The organism is Alcaligenes faecalis (assembly GCF_041521385.1).
In the GTDB taxonomy this organism is placed as follows: domain Bacteria; phylum Pseudomonadota; class Gammaproteobacteria; order Burkholderiales; family Burkholderiaceae_B; genus Alcaligenes; species Alcaligenes faecalis_E.
The window spans coordinates 736438-754692 of sequence record NZ_CP168006.1; the positions used below are offsets into that span (position 1 = coordinate 736438).

Annotated in this window: 22 protein-coding genes and 1 tRNA gene; 19 read left to right on the forward strand and 4 right to left on the reverse strand. The window is 56.0% G+C overall.

What is annotated here, in order from left to right; translation table 11 throughout:
- The first annotated feature begins 298 nt into the window (after window positions 1–298).
- From ACDI13_RS03505 to ACDI13_RS03545, 9 genes are all read left to right on the forward strand, one after another.
- Window positions 299–604 carry a hypothetical protein gene (locus ACDI13_RS03505; protein WP_316988756.1) on the forward strand — a complete coding sequence of 102 codons (306 nt, stop codon included), beginning with the start codon at window positions 299–301 and terminating at the stop codon, window positions 602–604.
- Between the two features lie 81 nt (window positions 605–685).
- The gene (locus ACDI13_RS03510; RefSeq protein ID WP_316988755.1) at window positions 686–1024 is read left to right on the forward strand and encodes a hypothetical protein; all 339 of its coding nucleotides are present in this window, start codon (window positions 686–688) and stop codon (window positions 1022–1024) included.
- Window positions 1025–1685: 661 nt separating this feature from the next.
- On the forward strand, window positions 1686–2045 hold the full coding sequence (locus ACDI13_RS03515) for a hypothetical protein (RefSeq protein ID WP_316988754.1): 360 nt from the start codon (window positions 1686–1688) through the stop codon (window positions 2043–2045).
- Between the two features lie 106 nt (window positions 2046–2151).
- A complete protein-coding gene (locus ACDI13_RS03520) occupies window positions 2152–2547 on the forward strand; it encodes an ead/Ea22-like family protein (protein WP_316988753.1) in 396 nt (131 codons plus the stop codon).
- A gap of 179 nt (window positions 2548–2726) precedes the next feature.
- Window positions 2727–3794: a hypothetical protein gene (locus ACDI13_RS03525; RefSeq protein WP_316988752.1), complete on the forward strand. Its 1068-nt coding sequence runs from the start codon at window positions 2727–2729 to the stop codon at window positions 3792–3794.
- Window positions 3795–3801: 7 nt separating this feature from the next.
- The gene (locus ACDI13_RS03530) at window positions 3802–4539 is read left to right on the forward strand and encodes an ERF family protein (RefSeq protein ID WP_316988751.1); all 738 of its coding nucleotides are present in this window, start codon (window positions 3802–3804) and stop codon (window positions 4537–4539) included.
- On the forward strand, window positions 4539–5174 hold the full coding sequence (locus ACDI13_RS03535; RefSeq protein WP_316988750.1) for a YqaJ viral recombinase family protein: 636 nt from the start codon (window positions 4539–4541) through the stop codon (window positions 5172–5174). Before ACDI13_RS03530 ends, ACDI13_RS03535 begins: the two co-directional genes overlap by 1 nt.
- Entirely contained in the window at window positions 5175–5615 is a 441-nt protein-coding gene (locus tag ACDI13_RS03540; protein ID WP_316988749.1) for a single-stranded DNA-binding protein, read from the forward strand.
- Between the two features lie 325 nt (window positions 5616–5940).
- Window positions 5941–6840, forward strand: coding sequence for a recombination-associated protein RdgC (locus ACDI13_RS03545; RefSeq protein WP_372372707.1), 900 nt, complete (start codon window positions 5941–5943; stop codon window positions 6838–6840).
- Here ACDI13_RS03545 and ACDI13_RS03550 read toward each other — a convergent pair.
- The gene (locus ACDI13_RS03550; protein ID WP_372372709.1) at window positions 6837–7082 is read right to left on the reverse strand and encodes a hypothetical protein; all 246 of its coding nucleotides are present in this window, start codon (window positions 7080–7082) and stop codon (window positions 6837–6839) included. The genes ACDI13_RS03545 and ACDI13_RS03550 overlap by 4 nt on opposite strands.
- 162 nt (window positions 7083–7244) lie before the next feature.
- On the opposite strand from ACDI13_RS03550, the gene ACDI13_RS03555 reads away from it, so the two are divergent.
- From ACDI13_RS03555 to ACDI13_RS03580, 6 genes are all read left to right on the forward strand, one after another.
- Window positions 7245–7460, forward strand: a complete 216-nt coding sequence (locus tag ACDI13_RS03555; protein ID WP_316989759.1) for a hypothetical protein — start codon at window positions 7245–7247, stop codon at window positions 7458–7460.
- 949 nt (window positions 7461–8409) lie between these two features.
- Window positions 8410–9135: a hypothetical protein gene (locus tag ACDI13_RS03560; protein WP_316989758.1), complete on the forward strand. Its 726-nt coding sequence runs from the start codon at window positions 8410–8412 to the stop codon at window positions 9133–9135.
- Window positions 9132–9347 (forward strand): hypothetical protein, encoded by a 216-nt coding sequence (locus ACDI13_RS03565; RefSeq protein WP_316989757.1) that lies wholly within the window; start codon window positions 9132–9134, stop codon window positions 9345–9347. Before ACDI13_RS03560 ends, ACDI13_RS03565 begins: the two co-directional genes overlap by 4 nt.
- On the forward strand, window positions 9340–9636 hold the full coding sequence (locus ACDI13_RS03570; RefSeq protein WP_316989756.1) for a hypothetical protein: 297 nt from the start codon (window positions 9340–9342) through the stop codon (window positions 9634–9636). Before ACDI13_RS03565 ends, ACDI13_RS03570 begins: the two co-directional genes overlap by 8 nt.
- A 104-nt stretch (window positions 9637–9740) precedes the next feature.
- On the forward strand, window positions 9741–9968 hold the full coding sequence (locus tag ACDI13_RS03575; protein ID WP_316989755.1) for a hypothetical protein: 228 nt from the start codon (window positions 9741–9743) through the stop codon (window positions 9966–9968).
- 291 nt (window positions 9969–10259) lie between these two features.
- Complete coding sequence (locus ACDI13_RS03580) at window positions 10260–11330, forward strand: site-specific integrase (RefSeq protein ID WP_316989754.1); 1071 nt, start codon at window positions 10260–10262, stop codon at window positions 11328–11330.
- A gap of 15 nt (window positions 11331–11345) precedes the next feature.
- Here ACDI13_RS03580 and ACDI13_RS03585 read toward each other — a convergent pair.
- A tRNA-Ser gene (locus ACDI13_RS03585) sits at window positions 11346–11435 on the reverse strand.
- A gap of 482 nt (window positions 11436–11917) precedes the next feature.
- Here ACDI13_RS03585 and ACDI13_RS03590 point away from each other — a divergent pair.
- The 4 genes from ACDI13_RS03590 to ACDI13_RS03605 all read left to right on the forward strand — a co-directional run bounded on the left by ACDI13_RS03590 (window position 11918) and on the right by ACDI13_RS03605 (window position 15289).
- Window positions 11918–12586: a helix-turn-helix domain-containing protein gene (locus ACDI13_RS03590; RefSeq protein WP_316989753.1), complete on the forward strand. Its 669-nt coding sequence runs from the start codon at window positions 11918–11920 to the stop codon at window positions 12584–12586.
- 11 nt (window positions 12587–12597) lie between these two features.
- Complete coding sequence (locus tag ACDI13_RS03595; RefSeq protein ID WP_316989752.1) at window positions 12598–14151, forward strand: serine hydrolase; 1554 nt, start codon at window positions 12598–12600, stop codon at window positions 14149–14151.
- A gap of 234 nt (window positions 14152–14385) precedes the next feature.
- A complete protein-coding gene (locus ACDI13_RS03600) occupies window positions 14386–14796 on the forward strand; it encodes a hypothetical protein (RefSeq protein WP_316989751.1) in 411 nt (136 codons plus the stop codon).
- A gap of 184 nt (window positions 14797–14980) precedes the next feature.
- On the forward strand, window positions 14981–15289 hold the full coding sequence (locus tag ACDI13_RS03605; RefSeq protein WP_316989750.1) for a hypothetical protein: 309 nt from the start codon (window positions 14981–14983) through the stop codon (window positions 15287–15289).
- Between the two features lie 80 nt (window positions 15290–15369).
- Here the strand turns inward: ACDI13_RS03605 and serS are convergent, their stop codons facing one another.
- Window positions 15370–16716, reverse strand: coding sequence for a serine--tRNA ligase (gene serS, locus ACDI13_RS03610; protein WP_316989749.1), 1347 nt, complete (start codon window positions 16714–16716; stop codon window positions 15370–15372).
- Between the two features lie 142 nt (window positions 16717–16858).
- Window positions 16859–18172 carry a replication-associated recombination protein A gene (locus ACDI13_RS03615; RefSeq protein WP_316989748.1) on the reverse strand — a complete coding sequence of 438 codons (1314 nt, stop codon included), beginning with the start codon at window positions 18170–18172 and terminating at the stop codon, window positions 16859–16861.
- Window positions 18173–18255 lie beyond the last annotated feature (83 nt).

Genomic DNA, 18255 nt, shown 5'->3' on the forward strand with positions numbered 1-18255 from the left:
CCTCGAAGTATAGCGGACCTGCTGCACCCTCCCCTGAATTTCCGGTTCATTGCCGATGTTGCTCACCCCACCTATGCGGGGTGTTCGTCCGGCTCAATGGCACCCACAAGCATGGTTGTGGCTCTGCGCGGTATCCCTGCCGTCTCCAGTCCGTCAAAGCACGGTTTACGGAGAAAGAGGGTGAGGCGTAGACGGCCAAAAACGGAAACGGTCACGCTGGTTGGAATCCCAGCAACGGCCTGGAGACAGGCCGCTTTGGTAAGCATCAATGGTGGTGCTTACTGAAGCGAGGTAATCAATGAATGCCCAGCAACAAACCACATCGGTGGGCGTAGGCCTGTCAGACCACAAGGAACTGGAGATCGAGCGCGAACTGTTTTTGCAGCGCAATGGATTGTCCCAGCTTGAATCGTCAGTGGGGCGACTCCTGGAACGCCTGGAACAAGTTATGCGACCTTCGGATCCTCCCGGCGCGAACGCTTGCGGCGAGCCGGAGAAATTTCCTCAAACATCACTTGGCGATGCCCTGCGCACAAACTCCAACCGAATCGGTGGACTGAATGAGGCGGTATCTGACGCACTGTGCCGCCTGGAGCTGTCCTAATCCACCCTGGCCCCTTGGCGGGCCTTATCCGAGGCGGGTTTCATTGAGAGCCGCGCCGGATGGCAACCAACGGAGAAGCCCATGTCCGCATTTTGTGTATTTGGAATGATCGAGCCGCTGGCCAAGACGCTGGCGGCTCGCAAAGCCCCCCCTAAGAAGGAACTGGAGAAGATGACAGCTGAGGATCTACGGCAGTGGTACGCGGATCGTGCTGCAAAGATTTTCGAGTCAGCCAGGCATCGCCAAGTATCGCCTGAATTTGATGCCCCTCAGTTCTGCCGTGATTGGATTGAACTGGCTCAAAAAACAGTCAAAAGCAATGGTTTACGAGTCATGGTTCGCGGCCCTAAGCCCGATGGAAGGCCAAATAAACGAACAGGAAAGATTCCGATGACGTGGCTCAATTACGCGGATAAATAGGAGATAGACATGAAACAGCAGGACAAACCAATGCGCTGGCCCGCAGATTTTCCGGGCAAGCATGACAAAGACCCATCAACGCCTGCATGACTCGTGGCAAGTAGTAGCGAGGTCCAGGCAGCCCCTCTTATGAGGGGCATCATCAAGGCGGCGGCGTGGAAAGCAGACACGCAAAACTGTCGCATATGAAGTCGGACGGAAGATTGCGACCATTCCCGGGTGGCATAGCTAAGAGTCTCCGAAGCCGACACAGCAGGAGTAGCGCCCTGCCCGCCTTGATGATGGTGAGCAGCAAACCAGCAGGCACCGGATCGAGTAATCCGGCCAGCCAGGAATAACGGGGATGATGTGCCGCTGGCCTCCCCGCCGCTGGCATACGGGTAGCACCCGGCAAGCCACACGCCAGCCTGAGAGCGCACAGGCCCATGGCCCGCATGGTGAGAGCGGGCACCCTCCAGCCGCAGCATTCCTACTCCCTTAACCAATTCGATATCAAACCCGCCCACGCCATGGGCGGCGGGAGTGCTGCGACTAGAGGGCATAGAACTCCAGAACCTGCCAATACCGACTTGCGCGCGCAAGTCGTGACGGTGGGGGATGCAAACTAACCCTCTTCCTATTCTCAAGCGCCGGACGCGGCGCAATCCCCCCGGAGCTAACCATGAACGCTTTTGCTATGCGTGAGATAGACGCGCACGAGCTGGCGGAGCGCCGCCGCGAAGTTATTGCACAGCAGATCAAGGATTGCCTGATCGGCAAGTCCCAGGCGGTGCTGATGTCGTGGGACCGCCCTGACCTTCCCAACCTCAAAAGCCGCGCCGATCTGCTGGAAGTCATGAGCGACCAGCTTATTTCCTACGAGAAATCAGACGCAATCGGCCCCTTTCTGAAAGCCATGCTCACCAATGACCCGGTTTACGCCAACGGCCTGAACGCCCATATCAACGCTCTGATTCTGAGCTGGGCTGATGCCAGCCACGACGCAATGACAGCGCAGGAACTGGAGGCGTTGCCGTGCTAGACCTCGCCGCTTTCATTCTTGGCATCGTCACATTGCTTGCCATTGTCTTTGGTTGCATGGGCTTTGCTTACCTAATTTCAGAAGTAATCAGTATCTGGAGGCAGCCATGAGCTACAACTACGCGCAACTGCGTGCGGCGCTGGCAAACGGGCCCACGCCGGGCCCACGATCCATCAACGAAGTAGGCGACTCACACCGGATAGTCGTTCGAGGCAGTAGTGTTAGTGGCGTCATGGCGTTCGTCGAAACCGGGTGGCCCCACCCAGAGCAGCAGTCTGAACAGCGCGCCAATGCCTTGCTGATCGCAGCGGCCAATCCTGAAACCATCTGCGCGCTACTCGTAGAGCGAGACGCCCAAGCGGCTGAGATTGAGCGACTTAAAAAAGCCCTGCGTGTCGCTGTCCTTGCACTAGCTCACGCCACTGAAGAGCACGGGAAGGCCTACGAGCCAGCCTATGACGCAGTTCAGATCGCCTTATACGGAGACCCCGATGCCTCATAGCCAAAACCCCGGCTTCCCCCGCACTCGCCGCCGTAACCCTTTCGATGGCCAGGGATGCTACGCACCAAATAGCAGCACCCCGCCTTGGGGGTGGTTCCTAACCCTACTCATTGCCATTGCAGTCTGCGGGCTGCTTTTTTTCGGCCCGACTCTGGTGGCCCGAGCGATTGGAGCATGACATGACCGAAGTCTTAGAGTTGACGGAACTGCCGCCAGCAGAAACGGCGCTGCAAATCTACCAAACAGCGAAAGGCCTGGACCCTTACATTGAGCGCATCCGCCAAGAAGTGACTGGTCACGAACCGGACTTGAAAACAAAGAAAGGCCGTGACGCGATTGCAAGCCGGGCATTCAAGGTCCGCAAGATCAAAACTGCCTTGGATGGCTTGGGTAAAGAGCAGGTGGACAGGCTCAAGGAAATCCCGAAGCTGATCGACGCTGAACGTAAGCGCATGCGAGAAACGCTGGATGCGCTGGCAGATGAAGTCCGCAAGCCACTCACAGACTGGGAAGAAGCAGAGGCCAGCCGGGTAGCACTACATCGTGCCGACCTGGACGGTATGGCCGAGCAAGCCCGAGAAGTCGGCGGGCTTGATGTTGAAGCCCTGCGCCAGCGTATCGCAACAGTTGAATCTGCGGTGATTGGTGAGTCCTGGGAAGAGTTTGAGGCCGAGGCTCACCGAGTCAAAGCCAAGGCACTGGAAATCCTGAACGCAGCCCTGACTGAGCGCCAAAATTACGAAGCCGAGCAGGCAGAACTAGCCGAGCTACGACGCAAGCAGACCGAGCAAGAACAGAAAGACCGCGAGGCGGAGATTGCCCGACAAGCGGCCGAGAAGGCCCGCGCCGACGCGGAAGCCAAGGCCCAGGCTGAACGCGATGCTGCAGCCAAGCGCGAAGCAGACGCAAAAGCCGCCCAAGCTAAGGCCGAGCAAGACGCCAAGGACGCAGCCGAACGTCAGCGCCGCGCCGAAGAACAGGCCGAAGCTGAACGTCTTGCATCGGTCGAGCGGGCCAAGCAAGCCGCTGAGGCTGCACGTCAGACCGAAATCAAGCGCCAAGCCGACGCCAAGGCAGCCGAAGATGCAGCACAGCGAAAACGCGAGGCCGATATCGCGCATAAAGCCAGCATCAACAATGCCGCCCTGGCTGCATTCATTGAGAACGGCTTGCCCGACGCATGTGCTAAGCAAGCCGTAATTCTGATCGCTAAGGGCCTGATCCCAGCTATCCGAATCCAATATTGAGGACACCATGAGTACAGAAATCATTGAAGCTCCACAGACGGCTGTCGCAGCGCCCGCCCCGGCTGGGTCGCCAATGGCCATGGCAATCGCCGCCCTGCAATCTGGAATGAGTCCTGAGCAGATCGGGCAGATGATGGACCTACAGGATCGCTACAACGCCACCCAGGCCAAGAAAGCTTATGACGAGGCGTTCGCTGCATTCAAGGCCGAGTCAGTCACAATCATCAAGGGTAAGGCCCGTTCCGATGGCCCGCTTAAGAATCAGAAATACGCCGAGCTGCATGACGTTGTGAATGCTGTCACCCCCGCCCTCTCCAAGCATGGACTTTCGTCCAGTTGGAAGCTGACCAAGGATGACAAAGACTGGATGGAGGTCACCTGCTACCTGCGGCACGTTGGGGGTCATCAGGAAAGTGTCAGCATGGGCGGGCCACCAGATACCGGCCCAGGTCGCAACGCTATTCAGTCACGCGCCAGCACCAAGACCTACTTGGAGCGATACACCTTGAAGGCCATTACCGGACTGTCCGAGCAAGACGACGACACCGATGGCCGGGCGTCGACTGACCCTGCTCTGAAAGACTCTTGGATTAGCGAAGTAGCCAAGGCCGAAACGCTGGAAGAGCTAGAGACCATCTGGCAACAAGGCGGCAACGTCATTTACGCGACCAACAACCTTGCTGATTACAACGCCTTCAAAAAGGCCGTATCGGACAAGAAAAAGATGCTCACGGAGGCTCAATAATGGAAGGTTTAATCATTCACACTGCCGAACAAGGCACTCCAGAATGGCTCCAGGCCCGCAAAGGCGCCATCACCGGCAGCCGTTTCAAAGACTGCCGCGACCGCCTGAAAAGCGGTGCTCCATCCAAGAAATGTCTGGACTACGCCATGGACGTAGCCCGAGAGCGCGAAGGCGGTGAGCCCATGCAGGTCTTTGTGAACGGCGCTATGCGCCTGGGCACAGAGCAAGAGCCCTACGCCCGAGCTGTCTATGAGCGCAAGACCGGCCATATCGTTGACGAAGCAGGCTTCATTACAACGCACGACCGCCTGTTTGGGGTCAGCGTGGACGGTTTAGTGGGCGATGATGGGATCATTGAAATCAAGACGATGGTCAGCAGCGACACCCTGTTCACTGCCTTTGTGAACGGTGATATTGCCGCCTATGTAGACCAGTGCAATGGCGCAATGTGGCTACTTGGTCGCAAGTGGGTGGATCTGATCTTGTGGGTTCATGACCTGGACCGCATGAAAATCATCCGCATCGAGCGTGACGACAACCAGATCGAATCACTTGAATCCGATCTGATGGAATTTGAGCGGACGGTCACCAAGTATCAACAAAAGCTGCGGGACGCCCTGCTGGAGGCTGCATAAATGAATAACTGGAATTTCACTGGCCACCTGGGGAAGGATGCCGAGCAGCGGTTCACTCAGAACGGCGATTCTGTTGTGACGTTCTCAGTAGCCGTTGCTTCTGGCTATGGAGACCGCCAACACACCACTTGGCCTCGCTGCCAGTTGTGGGGAAAGCGAGGTGACTCTCTCCTGCCTTACCTGAACAAAGGGCAGCCAGTTGGCATATGTGGTGAAGTAACGCTGCGTGAGTGGGACGATAACAACGGAGCGAAGCGGCAGGCCCTAGAAGTGCGAGTCAGCGACATCACCCTGCTTGGTAAGCGAGACGGAAACGGCACACAACAACCACAAGGCCAGCAGCGCAACAACTACGCGGAAGCCACCGGGCGCGAGCAACAGCAACAACGTTCTCCAATAACGAACAACCTAGCCGATATGGATGACGATATTCCGTTCTAGCGCCTAATCGATAACCTCCGCTTTCCATCCGTGATAGCTATACAGGTACTTCGTGCCACCCTCTCGATCCGTCAATTTTGCTTTGAGCCTAAAACGGGTTCCCACCGGATAGTCCCTCGAAAGAGACTTGGAGCACTCGACATACATGTGTGTCGGATATTTACCCGGCGCGACAGGGCGAATATGAACAGCGCCCCTTCGTCCAGATGGATCGTTCGTGACGAAACTCTCAACGATCACCCATTCATACGGCGAATCAATAGCCATGCCACCTCCCTCTTAGATGTTTTCTAAGAGCATAGCCCATCCTGAAAGGAATACACCCATGTGGTTTAAAAACCTGCGTATCTATCGTCTGGACCCCCATTTCGGGGTTTCAGCTCAACAACTGGTCGAGATGTTGGCCAAACACAGCTTCACCCCTGGCTCCAGCCAGGAACCGCTCAGCCTGGGCTGGGTGCCGCCGCGCGAAGGTGGTGAGCTGGTCCATGAGGTGAATGGACAGTATCTGATCTGCATGCGTGCTGAAAAGAAGCTGCTGCCCAGCGCCGTGGTCAACCAGTCGGCACGCGAGAAGGCTCGCGAAATCGAAGAGCAGCAAGGCTTCAAGCCAGGCCGCAAGCAGATGAAGGAAATCAAAGAGCAGATCATCATTGACTTGATGCCCCGCTCTCATGCTGTGCAGCGCGACACAATGGTGTGGATCGACACACAAAACCATTGGTTTGTGATTGATGCTGCAGCCGTGGCTAAGAGTGACGAAGTTCTGGGTCTGTTAGCCAAGAGTGTGGAACCCTTCCCCGTACAGCCGTTGTACACCGAGCAATCGCCCGGTGCGGCCATGACCTCCTGGCTGGTGGACGAAGAACAACTGGCCAACTTTACTGTGGACCAGGACACTGAGCTGCGTTCCACCGGCGATAGCGGCGCTGCCGTGCGCTACGTGAAGCAAAGCGCCGACATTGACGAAGTGCGCAAGCACGTTGAAGCCGGCAAGCAATGCACCCGTTTGGCCATGACCTGGGCAGATCGCATCAGCTTTGTGCTGACCGACGCGCTGGACGTCAAACGCGTGGCCCCACTGGACATCCTGACTGAAAAACAGGACATCTATGCCGTCAACGATGACGATATCTTTGATGCCGACATGACCTTGATGGCTTCGGAGCTGAGCGGCTTGCTCGCCAGTATCGTGGAATTGCTGGGCGGAGAGCGCACTAGCTAGGCCTCATTAGCAACCATCTTATCGATCATTTGCTGCGCCATGGCTATCCCAGCCTCTTTAGCTTTCTCATATGATGGATGCCAATGATCATGATCGCGACGCTCAGGAGTGAGACTTTCCCCATGCTGATCGCAGATAACCACTCCCCACTCCCAAGCATCTGCGTCAGAACGAATGCGATAGCACTCCACAGCAAACCGCATCCCACGATACTCGCGAAAAACTATTGGACCATTATCCATGAGGGCACCTATGAAAAAATTGATCGAATGCCCGCACAGCATAGCCGAACCTCTGTGACTAAAACATAGGATGCCTCCCCTATGAAGCATCACGACTACAGCAACACCCCATAACCCCGCTTGATTTACTCAACCGGGGTTTTTCTTTTCTAGGAACCACTCATGACCACCATTGAATCTCCAGCGCCGACCGCTGAGGAGGCACGCAAGCTGCGCGCCTACGTTTATATGCTTGCCAAGACCACCCAGGCGTTCGCTGACGCTGCAGGAATCGACCTCGAAGCCACAGAACTAGTGGTGGACTTAGGTCAGCCCGAGAAGGTGACGAAATCAATCCGCTCCATCCTGGATGGTGCGTTGGCCCTCGCTGGTGAGTAACCAGACAGATAGATGAATCTGCTACCCCCACTGCCAGGGCAAAAGCTCTGACGTCCCAGTAGATGAAAACGGAGGCCGCATGGCCAGACAAGCCGAATTTGCCCGACCCCTGCCCCGCCTTCGACACATCGAACCGGGGCAATTTTTTACCCTTCGCCATGACCCGGAAGTGCGCGTGCTCCTGCACAAGACAAGCACTCATGGTCATTTCAATAACGGATATGCATCCCTGTGCCATGAGCTGGAACGCTCTTGTGTGGTTTGGGGTGAGAACGGATGGAGAGCCAGAGAGTGAACAATGAACCGGTGGTGGCTGTCCTGTTTGCGCGCCAAGACAGCATCTACAAAAAGCTGGAAGCTTGTGAGGTATACGACATTGAGCGTGATGCAAGAACTTTCCAAGGCGGTATGCCTGTCGTTGCACATCCACCATGCCGCACATGGGGCAGGCTCCGGCAATTCGCAAAACCACGTGAAGATGAAAAAGCGCTAGGGCCTTGGGCTGTTAACCAAGTGCGCACATACGGCGGTGTTCTCGAGCACCCAGCAGAGTCGACGTTATTCGCGCACTGCGGCATGCCAGCGCCTGGCCGTTTCCCAGACGCATGGGGGGGCTGGAGTGTATCTATCAATCAATTCCACTTCGGTCACCGGGCAGAGAAATCAACATGGTTCTACATCGTCGGGATCGATCCTGACGACTTGCCCGCTATTCCTCATAGAGAAGGCAAGCCAACGCACTGCGTCAGACCAACCAAAAGCTATCCGCGCCTGCCAAGCATCACAAAGGCAGAGCGAGAGCACACCCCGCCTCTTTTGGCTGAGTGGCTTGTAGAGGTTGCTCGCAGATGCTCCGTCAAAAAGGAATTTGCATGAACACCCACCCACACAACCAGGCGCGGTCTACCCCGCAAGAAGCGTTCAACCTGCAATTAATGGAGAAGAAACGATGACAAACACACACGACCCGAGACTTGGAGAGATGGGTATTCCGCTTGCCTGCGGCGGCCCGCTGTGCGGAATTGATCATCATCACCCACTTTGCAAATTCACCGCAGCCCCTGCCGCCCCCGTTGCCGCCCAGGTGCAGCCCGATTCACGCACGCCAGCGGATACATTGGTGAACGGCGGCGCGTTGATTCTTGCGCTCAATGCGCTTCGCCGTGCCGGAAAAAACGAGATTGCGGACGAGCTGGAAAAAACGGTCTCGCTTCTGCAGCAGCCTGTAAGCGGTGCTGATAGGAAGCTGATAGCCCAGCTATGTGAAGCTCTTGATCTGGCGAGAACATGCCATGGGGTAATGCTTATGTCAGATCCACCACAGGAAATGTGGAAGTCGCGCAGTGTTGACCAGGTTATCAGTGATGCCCTGGAGGCTGCAAAGGCTCAGTTATCCGGAAATTCCGGACAACTTGAGGAATGGCTCAACAAAACCGAGTTCGTTCAGGAGTGGATAAACACACGCAAACTGTCTGCCAGATATCTGGGCTGGCATCGCGCAGACGTGATGCGTGATTTGCTCGAAAAACAGGACGCCGACAAGGTGGATGCGGCCCTGGCTGAAATGGTTCACGCCATGTTCCGCAGCGCCAACAGTATCCCTGTCACACGTATCACGATTGACCGGAAGCAGTATGACGCCGCTATCGACGCAGCCCGTAAGGAGCAGGCATGAAACGCAAACCGACTGGCTTTGTCGCCGTTTGCCAATGCGGCGTGCTGACCGGCGCTATGGACTTCACGCGAACCGATCAAAAGGACGCAGGCCAGATACTGGGCAAGTGGCTTTCTGATGGCTGCACAGTGACGCCTCATTTCACTGGGCAATGGGAGGCGACCGTATTGCCTTGCAAATGCGCTGCCATCAAGGAGGCGGTCAATGACTAGCCTAAGCTACGAAGAGCGCAAACGCCTACGCAGAGCGGCCGAGGATGCTAGAGACGCATGTAACCGTCACTTCGGGCCTTTTGTTGACGTTGTAGCTCACCCACTAAATATCCTCGCGCTGCTCGACATGGCGGGCCAAGCCGACCAGCAACAAAGAACCTTGGCCAACATCGAGGCCTTTGTCGCCTGCGATGCGTCCGCTATCTCGTATCTGAGCCTGGGTGAGTACCGGACAGCCCTACTCAAGATGCTGCGGCAGGCTCCAGTCCCCAAGGAGCCTGGAGCATGAGCATTTCACCCGAAGCCGCTGAGGCGGGACGCAAAACACTCTGGGAGCTGTTCATCAAGTGGGTGGACAGCCTGCCCCTTTAATTATCTGATCAGGAAAAAGACATGAACTACAGCTGTGAGAAACACAGTGAAGCCCAGGCGCATCGCGGTCGTGCATGCATCGCTTGCGAAATTGAGGATCTGCAGCGCCAGATCACCGGAGCCCAGATGCTCAGCACACGCATGTGGAACTGGATGAACAACCCCGAAAACACCAAGGTGCGCACCACGGACTTGGATACAGAGCAGTTCCGCCAGCGGTTCCTGCAGGAGTTTCGACAAGCCCGCTAATGCAAGATCGAATTTTGGAAGTCCTGGCCAGAACAGCCAAAGATTGGAATTTACCCGCCCCCGAGGCGGGTTTTTTATGGGAGGTCGCATGAATGAATCAGCGATTTCATTGAAGGAAGCGGCCGAGCGACTTGGCGTTTCATATCAAACGGTTTGGCAACGACGACACAAACTTGCCTTCCGGCTGCCTGATAGCCGGATCTGGCGAGTGTGGCCTTCCCAACTTGCAAAGATCACTCAACCGAATTACAACGTCACTCGGATAGCGTCGGTCGGTGACAGGAGAACACAATGTCAATCCGACAACGTCAAGGTATCTGGCACGTCGATTTCTATGCGCCGAGCGGAGAGAGAATTAGACACTCTACTGGCACAGCGGACAAAAAGGCCGCGCAGGAATACCACGACCGCCTGAAAGCCCAGCTCTGGCGACAACATAAACTCGGTGAACAAAAGCCTCGCTCATACAGCGAGGCAGCGTTGCGCTTTCTGGCAGCCCACGAAGATCAGTCTGACTACGACTCGAAAGTCCGTTACATAGCCTACTGGCGTCAATACTTGGGTCATTTAACGGTAGGTGAAATTACAGCAGACGTCATATTTGACGGTCTTCCTACACACAAGACCTACAAGCACCAAGGAGCGCAGCCTCTTTCGCCTGCCACCAAGAACCGTTACCTGGCCACAATCCGCAGCATGCTCAACATGTGCGTAACCTGGGGCTGGATTCACCACGCACCGAAACTCCCAAACTTTGCGGAGCCGAAGAAGCGAATTCGCTGGATTTCACGCGCAGAGGCTATGGCACTCATTAGCCGTATACCTCAACCGTGGCTGCAAGATGCCTGCATTCTAGGCTTTGCGACTGGCATGCGTGAAGCTGAGTTATATGGGATGGAATGGACTCAGGTAAACGAGCGGGCACATACAGCCTGGGTTGGCAACGATCAAACCAAATCTGGCCGAGCCCGCAGCATCCCGCTTAACGATGATGCACTGGCAGTGATTCGTCGCAGGAAAGGCAGCCACCCTCGCTATGTACTGTCACGCAACAGCAAACAGATTCGGGGCGGGGATGACAGGATGTTTATCAAGGCATGCGCTGATGCCGGGATTGAAGACTTCCGGTTCCACGACATTCGTCACACCTGGGCCAGCTGGCACGTCCAAGGCGGAACTCCGCTTATGGTGCTGAAGGAATTGGGGGGATGGGAGACCATCGAGATGGTGCAGAAGTACGCACACCTGGCCCCAAGTCACTTGGCAGCCCACGCGAGCACAGTCACGTTTTGGTCACAAGAACAGGAAGAGGAAAAAGAAAACGGCAACAAGGATTGCGCCCTAGTTGCCGTAAACTATTGATCTTCAAAGAAGAAGTGGCGGACAGGGTGGGATTCGAACCCACGGTACGCTTGCACGTACGCCTGATTTCGAGTCAGGTACATTCGACCACTCTGCCACCTGTCCGCGATTGCTTATGTGGTTACAAGCAAGCCCATAAATATAGATGAAATAGCAAACGATGACAAGCATTAAAAACGAATGCGGGGAAACCCTTTCACAAGATCGGCTTGCGCAGACGACACCAAGAGAGCGCCCCCACACCTTGTTGTCACGGTGACATTGCTTGATCACGCTTGAAACAACACCGGCGCTGCATACTGGGCTACCTGTATCTGAACTCCCTGGAACAACTCACCACAACCTGGGACAAATGCCCCAAACCCGCTTGTCATCCTCGATTGAGGCCGTGGCAAAATTATTTGACGTTGAACTAATTGCGCTGCCTAACAAAGCTCCACATTTTGAACAAGCAGCCATCATGGCGTGCGACACCCAACGGTGTTTTCAACGATAGACAAGCGGAACCAAGCTCTCTAGCATCACAAAAAAGTGATGCGCTCCCTCCTCTACCCAAGCAACGCCTTTTCCGACGACAGAATCCTCGAATGCCGCCAACGACCGAGTCCTGCCCGCCACAACGCCTCTCCTCTTGCGATACAGAGCCTGCACTGCGCTTTGAGGCGTGGCGTAAACAAGCGCACCGATGGGTCGGCATGCTCCTGGTTCCGCCACAAGCTGTACTAGCCCCCACCCTGAACACACAACTGAACCAAATGGCCCTGCTAGTACAGAGCCCAACCACACTGGATGCCAACGAATATGCGGCGTTACTCAAGCAAGCCCGTTCAATGGCAATGCTCATGCTGCACAACTTGGGGAAACAGTTTCTGAGCAAGCCTGCGGACACTGCCGCGAACCAGCACCAAGGGCGTTACCAAGCCGCTCTACGTCTGATGGTGTGCAACCTACATCAACACGAACTGGACGCTACCGCTATCGCGACAGGTATAGGCTGTTCGCGCACGCGCCTATACGCGGCCTTCGCCCGACATAACACCTCAGTCATGCAAACCCTGCGTGAAATTCGTCTACAACGCACTAAACCGCTCCTCAAACACCCTCCTCAACTTCACTTGGGCGCCTTATCCTGGCGCTGCGGCTTTACCGATCAGTCCAGCTTTAGCAAGCTCTTCAAAGCCTGCTTTCATGTTTGTCCATCGGAATGGCATAAACATGTCTGGAGCCGCACGAACCTGTCCTCCTCTCCCCGCTAAGCCCTTTGACCATGTCTATTTCCCTGCTCTCACCACAACGTCTGCTGATTCCACTGCTCAGTACCACCAGCCTGCTGCTAGCCGCTTGCAGCGGCAACTACGATTACACGCCCTCCAGCGACCTCACGGAGGGACAGCTCGAACGTGGCATACAAGGCTTGCAAACCCTGGTGCCGCAGTTAATGGAGCGATCCGGTGTACCTGGCGTCGCCGTGGCCGTTGTCTGGAATGGAGAACTACGTTATGCCCAAGGCTTTGGTGTGCGCGAGGCAGGCAAACCCGAGCCCATCACGCCAGACACTGTGTTCCAGCTTGCCTCGGTCTCCAAGTCGGTGGGCGCCACCGTCGTTGCCACTCAAGTGGATGCTGGCGTCATCACCTGGGACACCCCCGTAGCCACACAGCTACCGGACTTTCGGCTTGCTGGTGATGGCCCCCAACCCAGCGTCGGTGATCTTTACGCCCATCGATCGGGTTTACCCGACCACGCAGGGGACCAACTGGAGGATCTGGGCTATGACCGCGACACCATTTTGCACCGCCTGCGGTATGTGCCCGTCAAGCAACTGGGCAGCCACTACGCCTACACCAACTTTGGCCTGACTGCGGCGGCCCAGGCTGTAGCCAACGCCGCCGGCACCGAATGGGCCACACTTTCAGAGCGTGAGTTATACCAACCTTTAGGAATGAGCCGCAGCAGCTCGCGCTTTGCCGACTTCATCGCCCAGGATAATCGTGCCATAGGCCATAGTTGGCAGGACGGACGCTACCAGGCTTTATATCAACGCCAGCCCGATGCACAATCCCCCGCTGGTGGCGTCAGTTCCAGCGCACACGATATGGCGCGATGGCTAACTCTGTTGCAAGGCATGGGGACCAGTGCCGACGGTCGCAAGCTATTCGCACCCGCTGCTCTGGAACCCGCACTGGTGCGCCAATCTCCACCCGGCACACAATACGGCTTTGGCTTTAATGTCGGCAATGACCCCTATGGCCAGCGCCTGAACTCGCACTCGGGAGCTTTTCTACTGGGAGCCTCTACCGTATTCATGCACTGGCCGGATTCTGCACTTGGCATTGTGGTTCTTACGAATGCCGCGCCCAGCGGTGTCGCCGAAGCCAGTGCCATTTCCTTTATCGAGCTCGTACGTGACGGCACCACCTCACAAGACTGGTACACCGTCATTCATGATCAATTCCAGCAGGAAATGTTTCAACCTTTCGGCTCATTGGCGGGCAAAACACCCCCTGCCACACCTCTCCCCCCTCTACCACTGGAACGCTACACTGGCACATACAACAATGACTATTACGGACAAGCCTCCGTCACCCTCGAAAACGGTACGCTGACACTCAATCTGGGCAAACACGGTCAATCGTCCTACAAGCTACTCCACTGGGACGGTTCTCGCTTCGTTTTCAGCCTGCTGGGTGAAAATGCCGTCGAAGGCTCAGTCTCGTATCTGGATTTCACGGTCAACCCGGTCGGCAACGTAACAGGCCTGCGTACTGAATACTTCGCTGAAGATTTATCAGGCGGGAGTTTTATACGCAGCAGCTACTAAACCCGCTAAGCCGCCCTCCCCTTTAAAAGGGGCTGTCTCAATACCCGCTACGACGTCCCAAGAAAGAAGGCTGAACGATCAAGGGTTTACCCTTTACTTCAGCCTATTTCACTTGTCCCCCCTGAGCCGCAGGCCTATATTGGAAGCACACATTGATGCATCGCAGCCCTGCCCTTTTTAAGGCAGTCCTTGTAATTCCGGCGCAACTTGCCGGACTTGATAAAAGGAATTGTCATGCAAACCTTCCAATGGATTATCGACGCCAACGGCGACGGTATATATAGCCTCAATGAGATTCTCCAGACTCTGCGCTGGGCTTTTCGTGTACCAGGCAGCCTGGTGGTTGAAACCTTAGGCTCCATCCCAATCCTGTCCGATGTCTTGCGTATCCAGGCCTCAGAGGCGACAGGCTATGCTTCCTTACGAGGTGGACTAGTCAGTATTCTGTCGCTGTTTTTCTGGGCTGCGCTCTGCCTCTGGTTTTTGGAAGTCAATTCCAAGCCTCGCGCAGAGCCTGCACAGCGCAACCCACGCCGTACCCCACACTTGAACAAGCAAATGGATTCTGTGCACGGTCGACAGCTACATGCGAACTACAACCGTCGCCCAATCCGCCATCGTCAGGTTGAACGCCATACCTTCTAGATACGCTCATGTGCCCGCCCTGTCCTGCCGGGCAGGGCGACACATGTGTTAAGAAAGGTAAACCCCTGGCATAGCTCATACAAGCCATGTTGCGTTTGGAAGTGCTTTGCCAGGATTACCTAACGTTTGGACCACAGGTTTTGGGCAACAATCGCTGCAGCTAGACTCACGAGAGGTGCAGCATATGAAAAAACTACTATTAGCCGGTTTGATGGTCTTGGGCACCAGCACCGCCTTTGCAGGTGGTGTGAATGTAGACATCAATGTCGGTATTCCCGGTATCGGTTACGGGCCGATCTACTACCCACCCGCCCATGTTGTGGAACGCCCGGTTTATGTCTCTCCCCCACCTGTGGTTTACCACCCGCCACGTTATGTCTATCGTCCCGGCTACGTGGAATATGGTCGCTCCAACAAGGAGTGGCGCAAAGAACAGCGACGCGCACACAAACGCTGGCGCAAGCAGCAGGAACGCCACTGGGATGACGACTAATCCTTCAGAACGGAACCAACATTAAAAAAGGGCTGGGGACCATGACGGTCATCAGCCCTTTTTCTATTCAGCCAAATGCGTTACTGCCCAGGCACCAAACGTTCCAGGCCACCCATATAAGGACGCAAAACCTTGGGCACAATCACGCTGCCATCTTCTTGCTGGTGGTTTTCCAGCACAGCAACCAAGGCACGGCCTACGGCCAGACCGGAACCGTTCAGCGTATGCACAAACTCCGGACGTGCCTTGCTGTCGGCACGGAAACGCGCTTGCAAACGACGGGCCTGGAAAGCCTCGCAGTTCGAGACCGAGGAAATCTCGCGGAACGTGTCTTGTGCTGGCAGCCACACTTCCAGGTCGTAGGTTTTGGCGGCAGAAAAACCCATATCGCCAGTACACAACTGCACGACACGATATGGCAGCTCCAGAGCCTGCAGAACGTGCTCGGCGTGACTGACCATGGACTCCAATGCTTCGTAGGATTGTTCGGGGTGAACAATCTGCACCATTTCTACTTTGTCGAACTGGTGCTGGCGAATGACGCCACGGGTGTCACGGCCACCGCTACCGGCTTCCGAACGGAAACAAGGGGAATGAGCAGTCAGACGCATAGGCAACGCATCACCAGCCAGAATCTCGTCGCGCACCATGCCCGTCAAACTGATCTCGGAGGTGGAGATCAGGTACAGGTCTTCAGGTTTGGACTCGGCGGGATCCGCTGGCTCGTTGTCCTGACCACCTTTGGTGACCCAGAACATATCGTCCTTAAACTTGGGCAACTGGCCTGTGCCGTACAAGGTGGACGCGTTCACGATGTAAGGGGTGTAGCACTCGGTGTAGCCGTGCTCTTCCACTTGGGTATCCAGCATGAACTGAGCCAGAGCACGGTGCAAACGGGCCAGAGGGCCACGCAGAACCATGAAACGGGCACCAGCCAGCTTGCGGGCTGCCTCAAAATCCAGACCAAACTGCTCACCCAGGTCCACGTGATCACGCGGCTCAAAGGTGATGTGCGCAGGCTTGCCCTGATCATCTTTAGGACCGGGAATCCAGCGACGTACTTCGACGTTGTCTTCTTCGGACTCGCCCACCGGCACGCTTTCGTGCGGCAGGTTAGGAATCGTGGCGAACCAGGAGGATAGCTCGGCCTGTACCTGGGACAGGTCCTGCTCCAGTTGCTTCAAACGCACCGGGATCTGCTGGGATTGAGCCAATGCCTCGCTGGCGTCTTCGCCCTTGGACTTGAGCTGGCCGATGCGTTTGGCCAGTGCATTGCGCTCGGCCTGCAAGGTTTCGGTTTCCACCTGTACCGCTTTGCGGCGGGCTTCCAGTTGCTGGAAACGCTCGGTGTCAAATTGCACGCCACGTTTCGCCAGGCCCTGTACCAGCGGCTCCAAGTCTTTGCGTAATTGGTTCAGATCTAACATTTAATAGCCATATAGGTGATGGTTCAATCCCGATTGATCTGGTGATTTTAACCACAAGCCACCACAAGCGCAGCACAGCGCAAGCCGTAGCGAGACATCGGGAAATACGAAGGTGACAGGCCAAGCAAGCGCCTGTCCTGTCTTAGCTGTCTTTCTTACCGGCCTGCTCGTCCAACTGACGCAGGCGCTCCATTTTTTCGGCAATCTTGATTTCCAGACCACGGGGCACGGGCTGATACCAATGCGGATCGGGAATACCGTCCGGCAAGTAAGTCTCACCCGCCGCGTAGGCATTGGGCTCGTCATGCGCATAGCGATACGCATGACCGTGGCCCAGCTCTTTCATCAGCTTGGTGGGCGCGTTGCGCAAATGCACGGGCACTTCGCGGCTTTTATCCTGCTTCACAAAGGCGCGGGCTTGGTTGTATGCCATATAACCGGCATTGCTCTTGGCGGCGATAGCCAGATAAATCACGGCCTGCCCGAGCGCCAGTTCGCCTTCAGGACTACCCAGACGCTCGAAGGTCAAGGCAGCATCGTTGGCAATCTGCATGGCGCGCGGATCGGCCAAACCGATATCCTCCCAAGCCATGCGTATGATGCGGCGCGACAAATAGCGGGCATCAGCCCCGCCGTCCAGCATCCGGGTCAGCCAATACAAGGCGGCATCCGGGTTGGAACCGCGCACCGATTTATGCAAAGCAGAAATCTGGTCGTAGAAATTGTCGCCCCCCTTGTCAAAACGCCGTGAATTCAAGGTGAGTGCGTTTTGCAGGAAATCTGTCGTGACCAACTCGGTGCCGGAGGTCTTGGCGGCCGTATTGGTCTGCTCCAGCAGGTTCAAGAAGCGGCGCGCATCGCCGTCCGCATAGCCGATCAAGGTGTCAACGGCTTGATCCTCAAACTCCAGACCATCCAGCGCGTTCTGCTCCTGTACACGGCGCAGCAACAGCTTCAGCTCCTCATCCGTCAGGGACTTGAGCACATAAACCTGGGCCCGTGAAAGCAAGGCCGAATTAACCTCGAACGACGGATTTTCCGTGGTGGCGCCAATAAAGGTCACCAAGCCGCTTTCGGCATACGGAAGCAGCGCGTCTTGCTGGGACTTGTTGAAGCGATGTATCTCGTCCACAAACAGGATGGTCTGCTTGCCCATCGCCAGATTCTGCTGGGCCTGCTCCATGGCGGCACGGATATCTTTCACACCCGAAAAAACGGCGGACAAGGCGATGAACTCGCATTCAAACGCACTGGCTGTCAAACGAGCCAGCGTGGTTTTACCCACACCTGGGGGCCCCCAGAAAATCATGGAGTGTGGTTTGCCGGACTGAAAAGCCAGACGCAGAGGCTTGCCCTCGCCCAGCAAATGAGACTGCCCCACCACCTGATCCAGGGTTTTGGGGCGCAATGCTTCGGCCAAGGGTGCGGCGGGTTCCTGAGCGAACAAATCACGCATGGCGATCGCCCTTCCTAAAATGGCAAGACCTGGCCAAGCGGACCAGGTCTGTATTGAAAACTTGTTTTGTCAGAGCCAGCCAA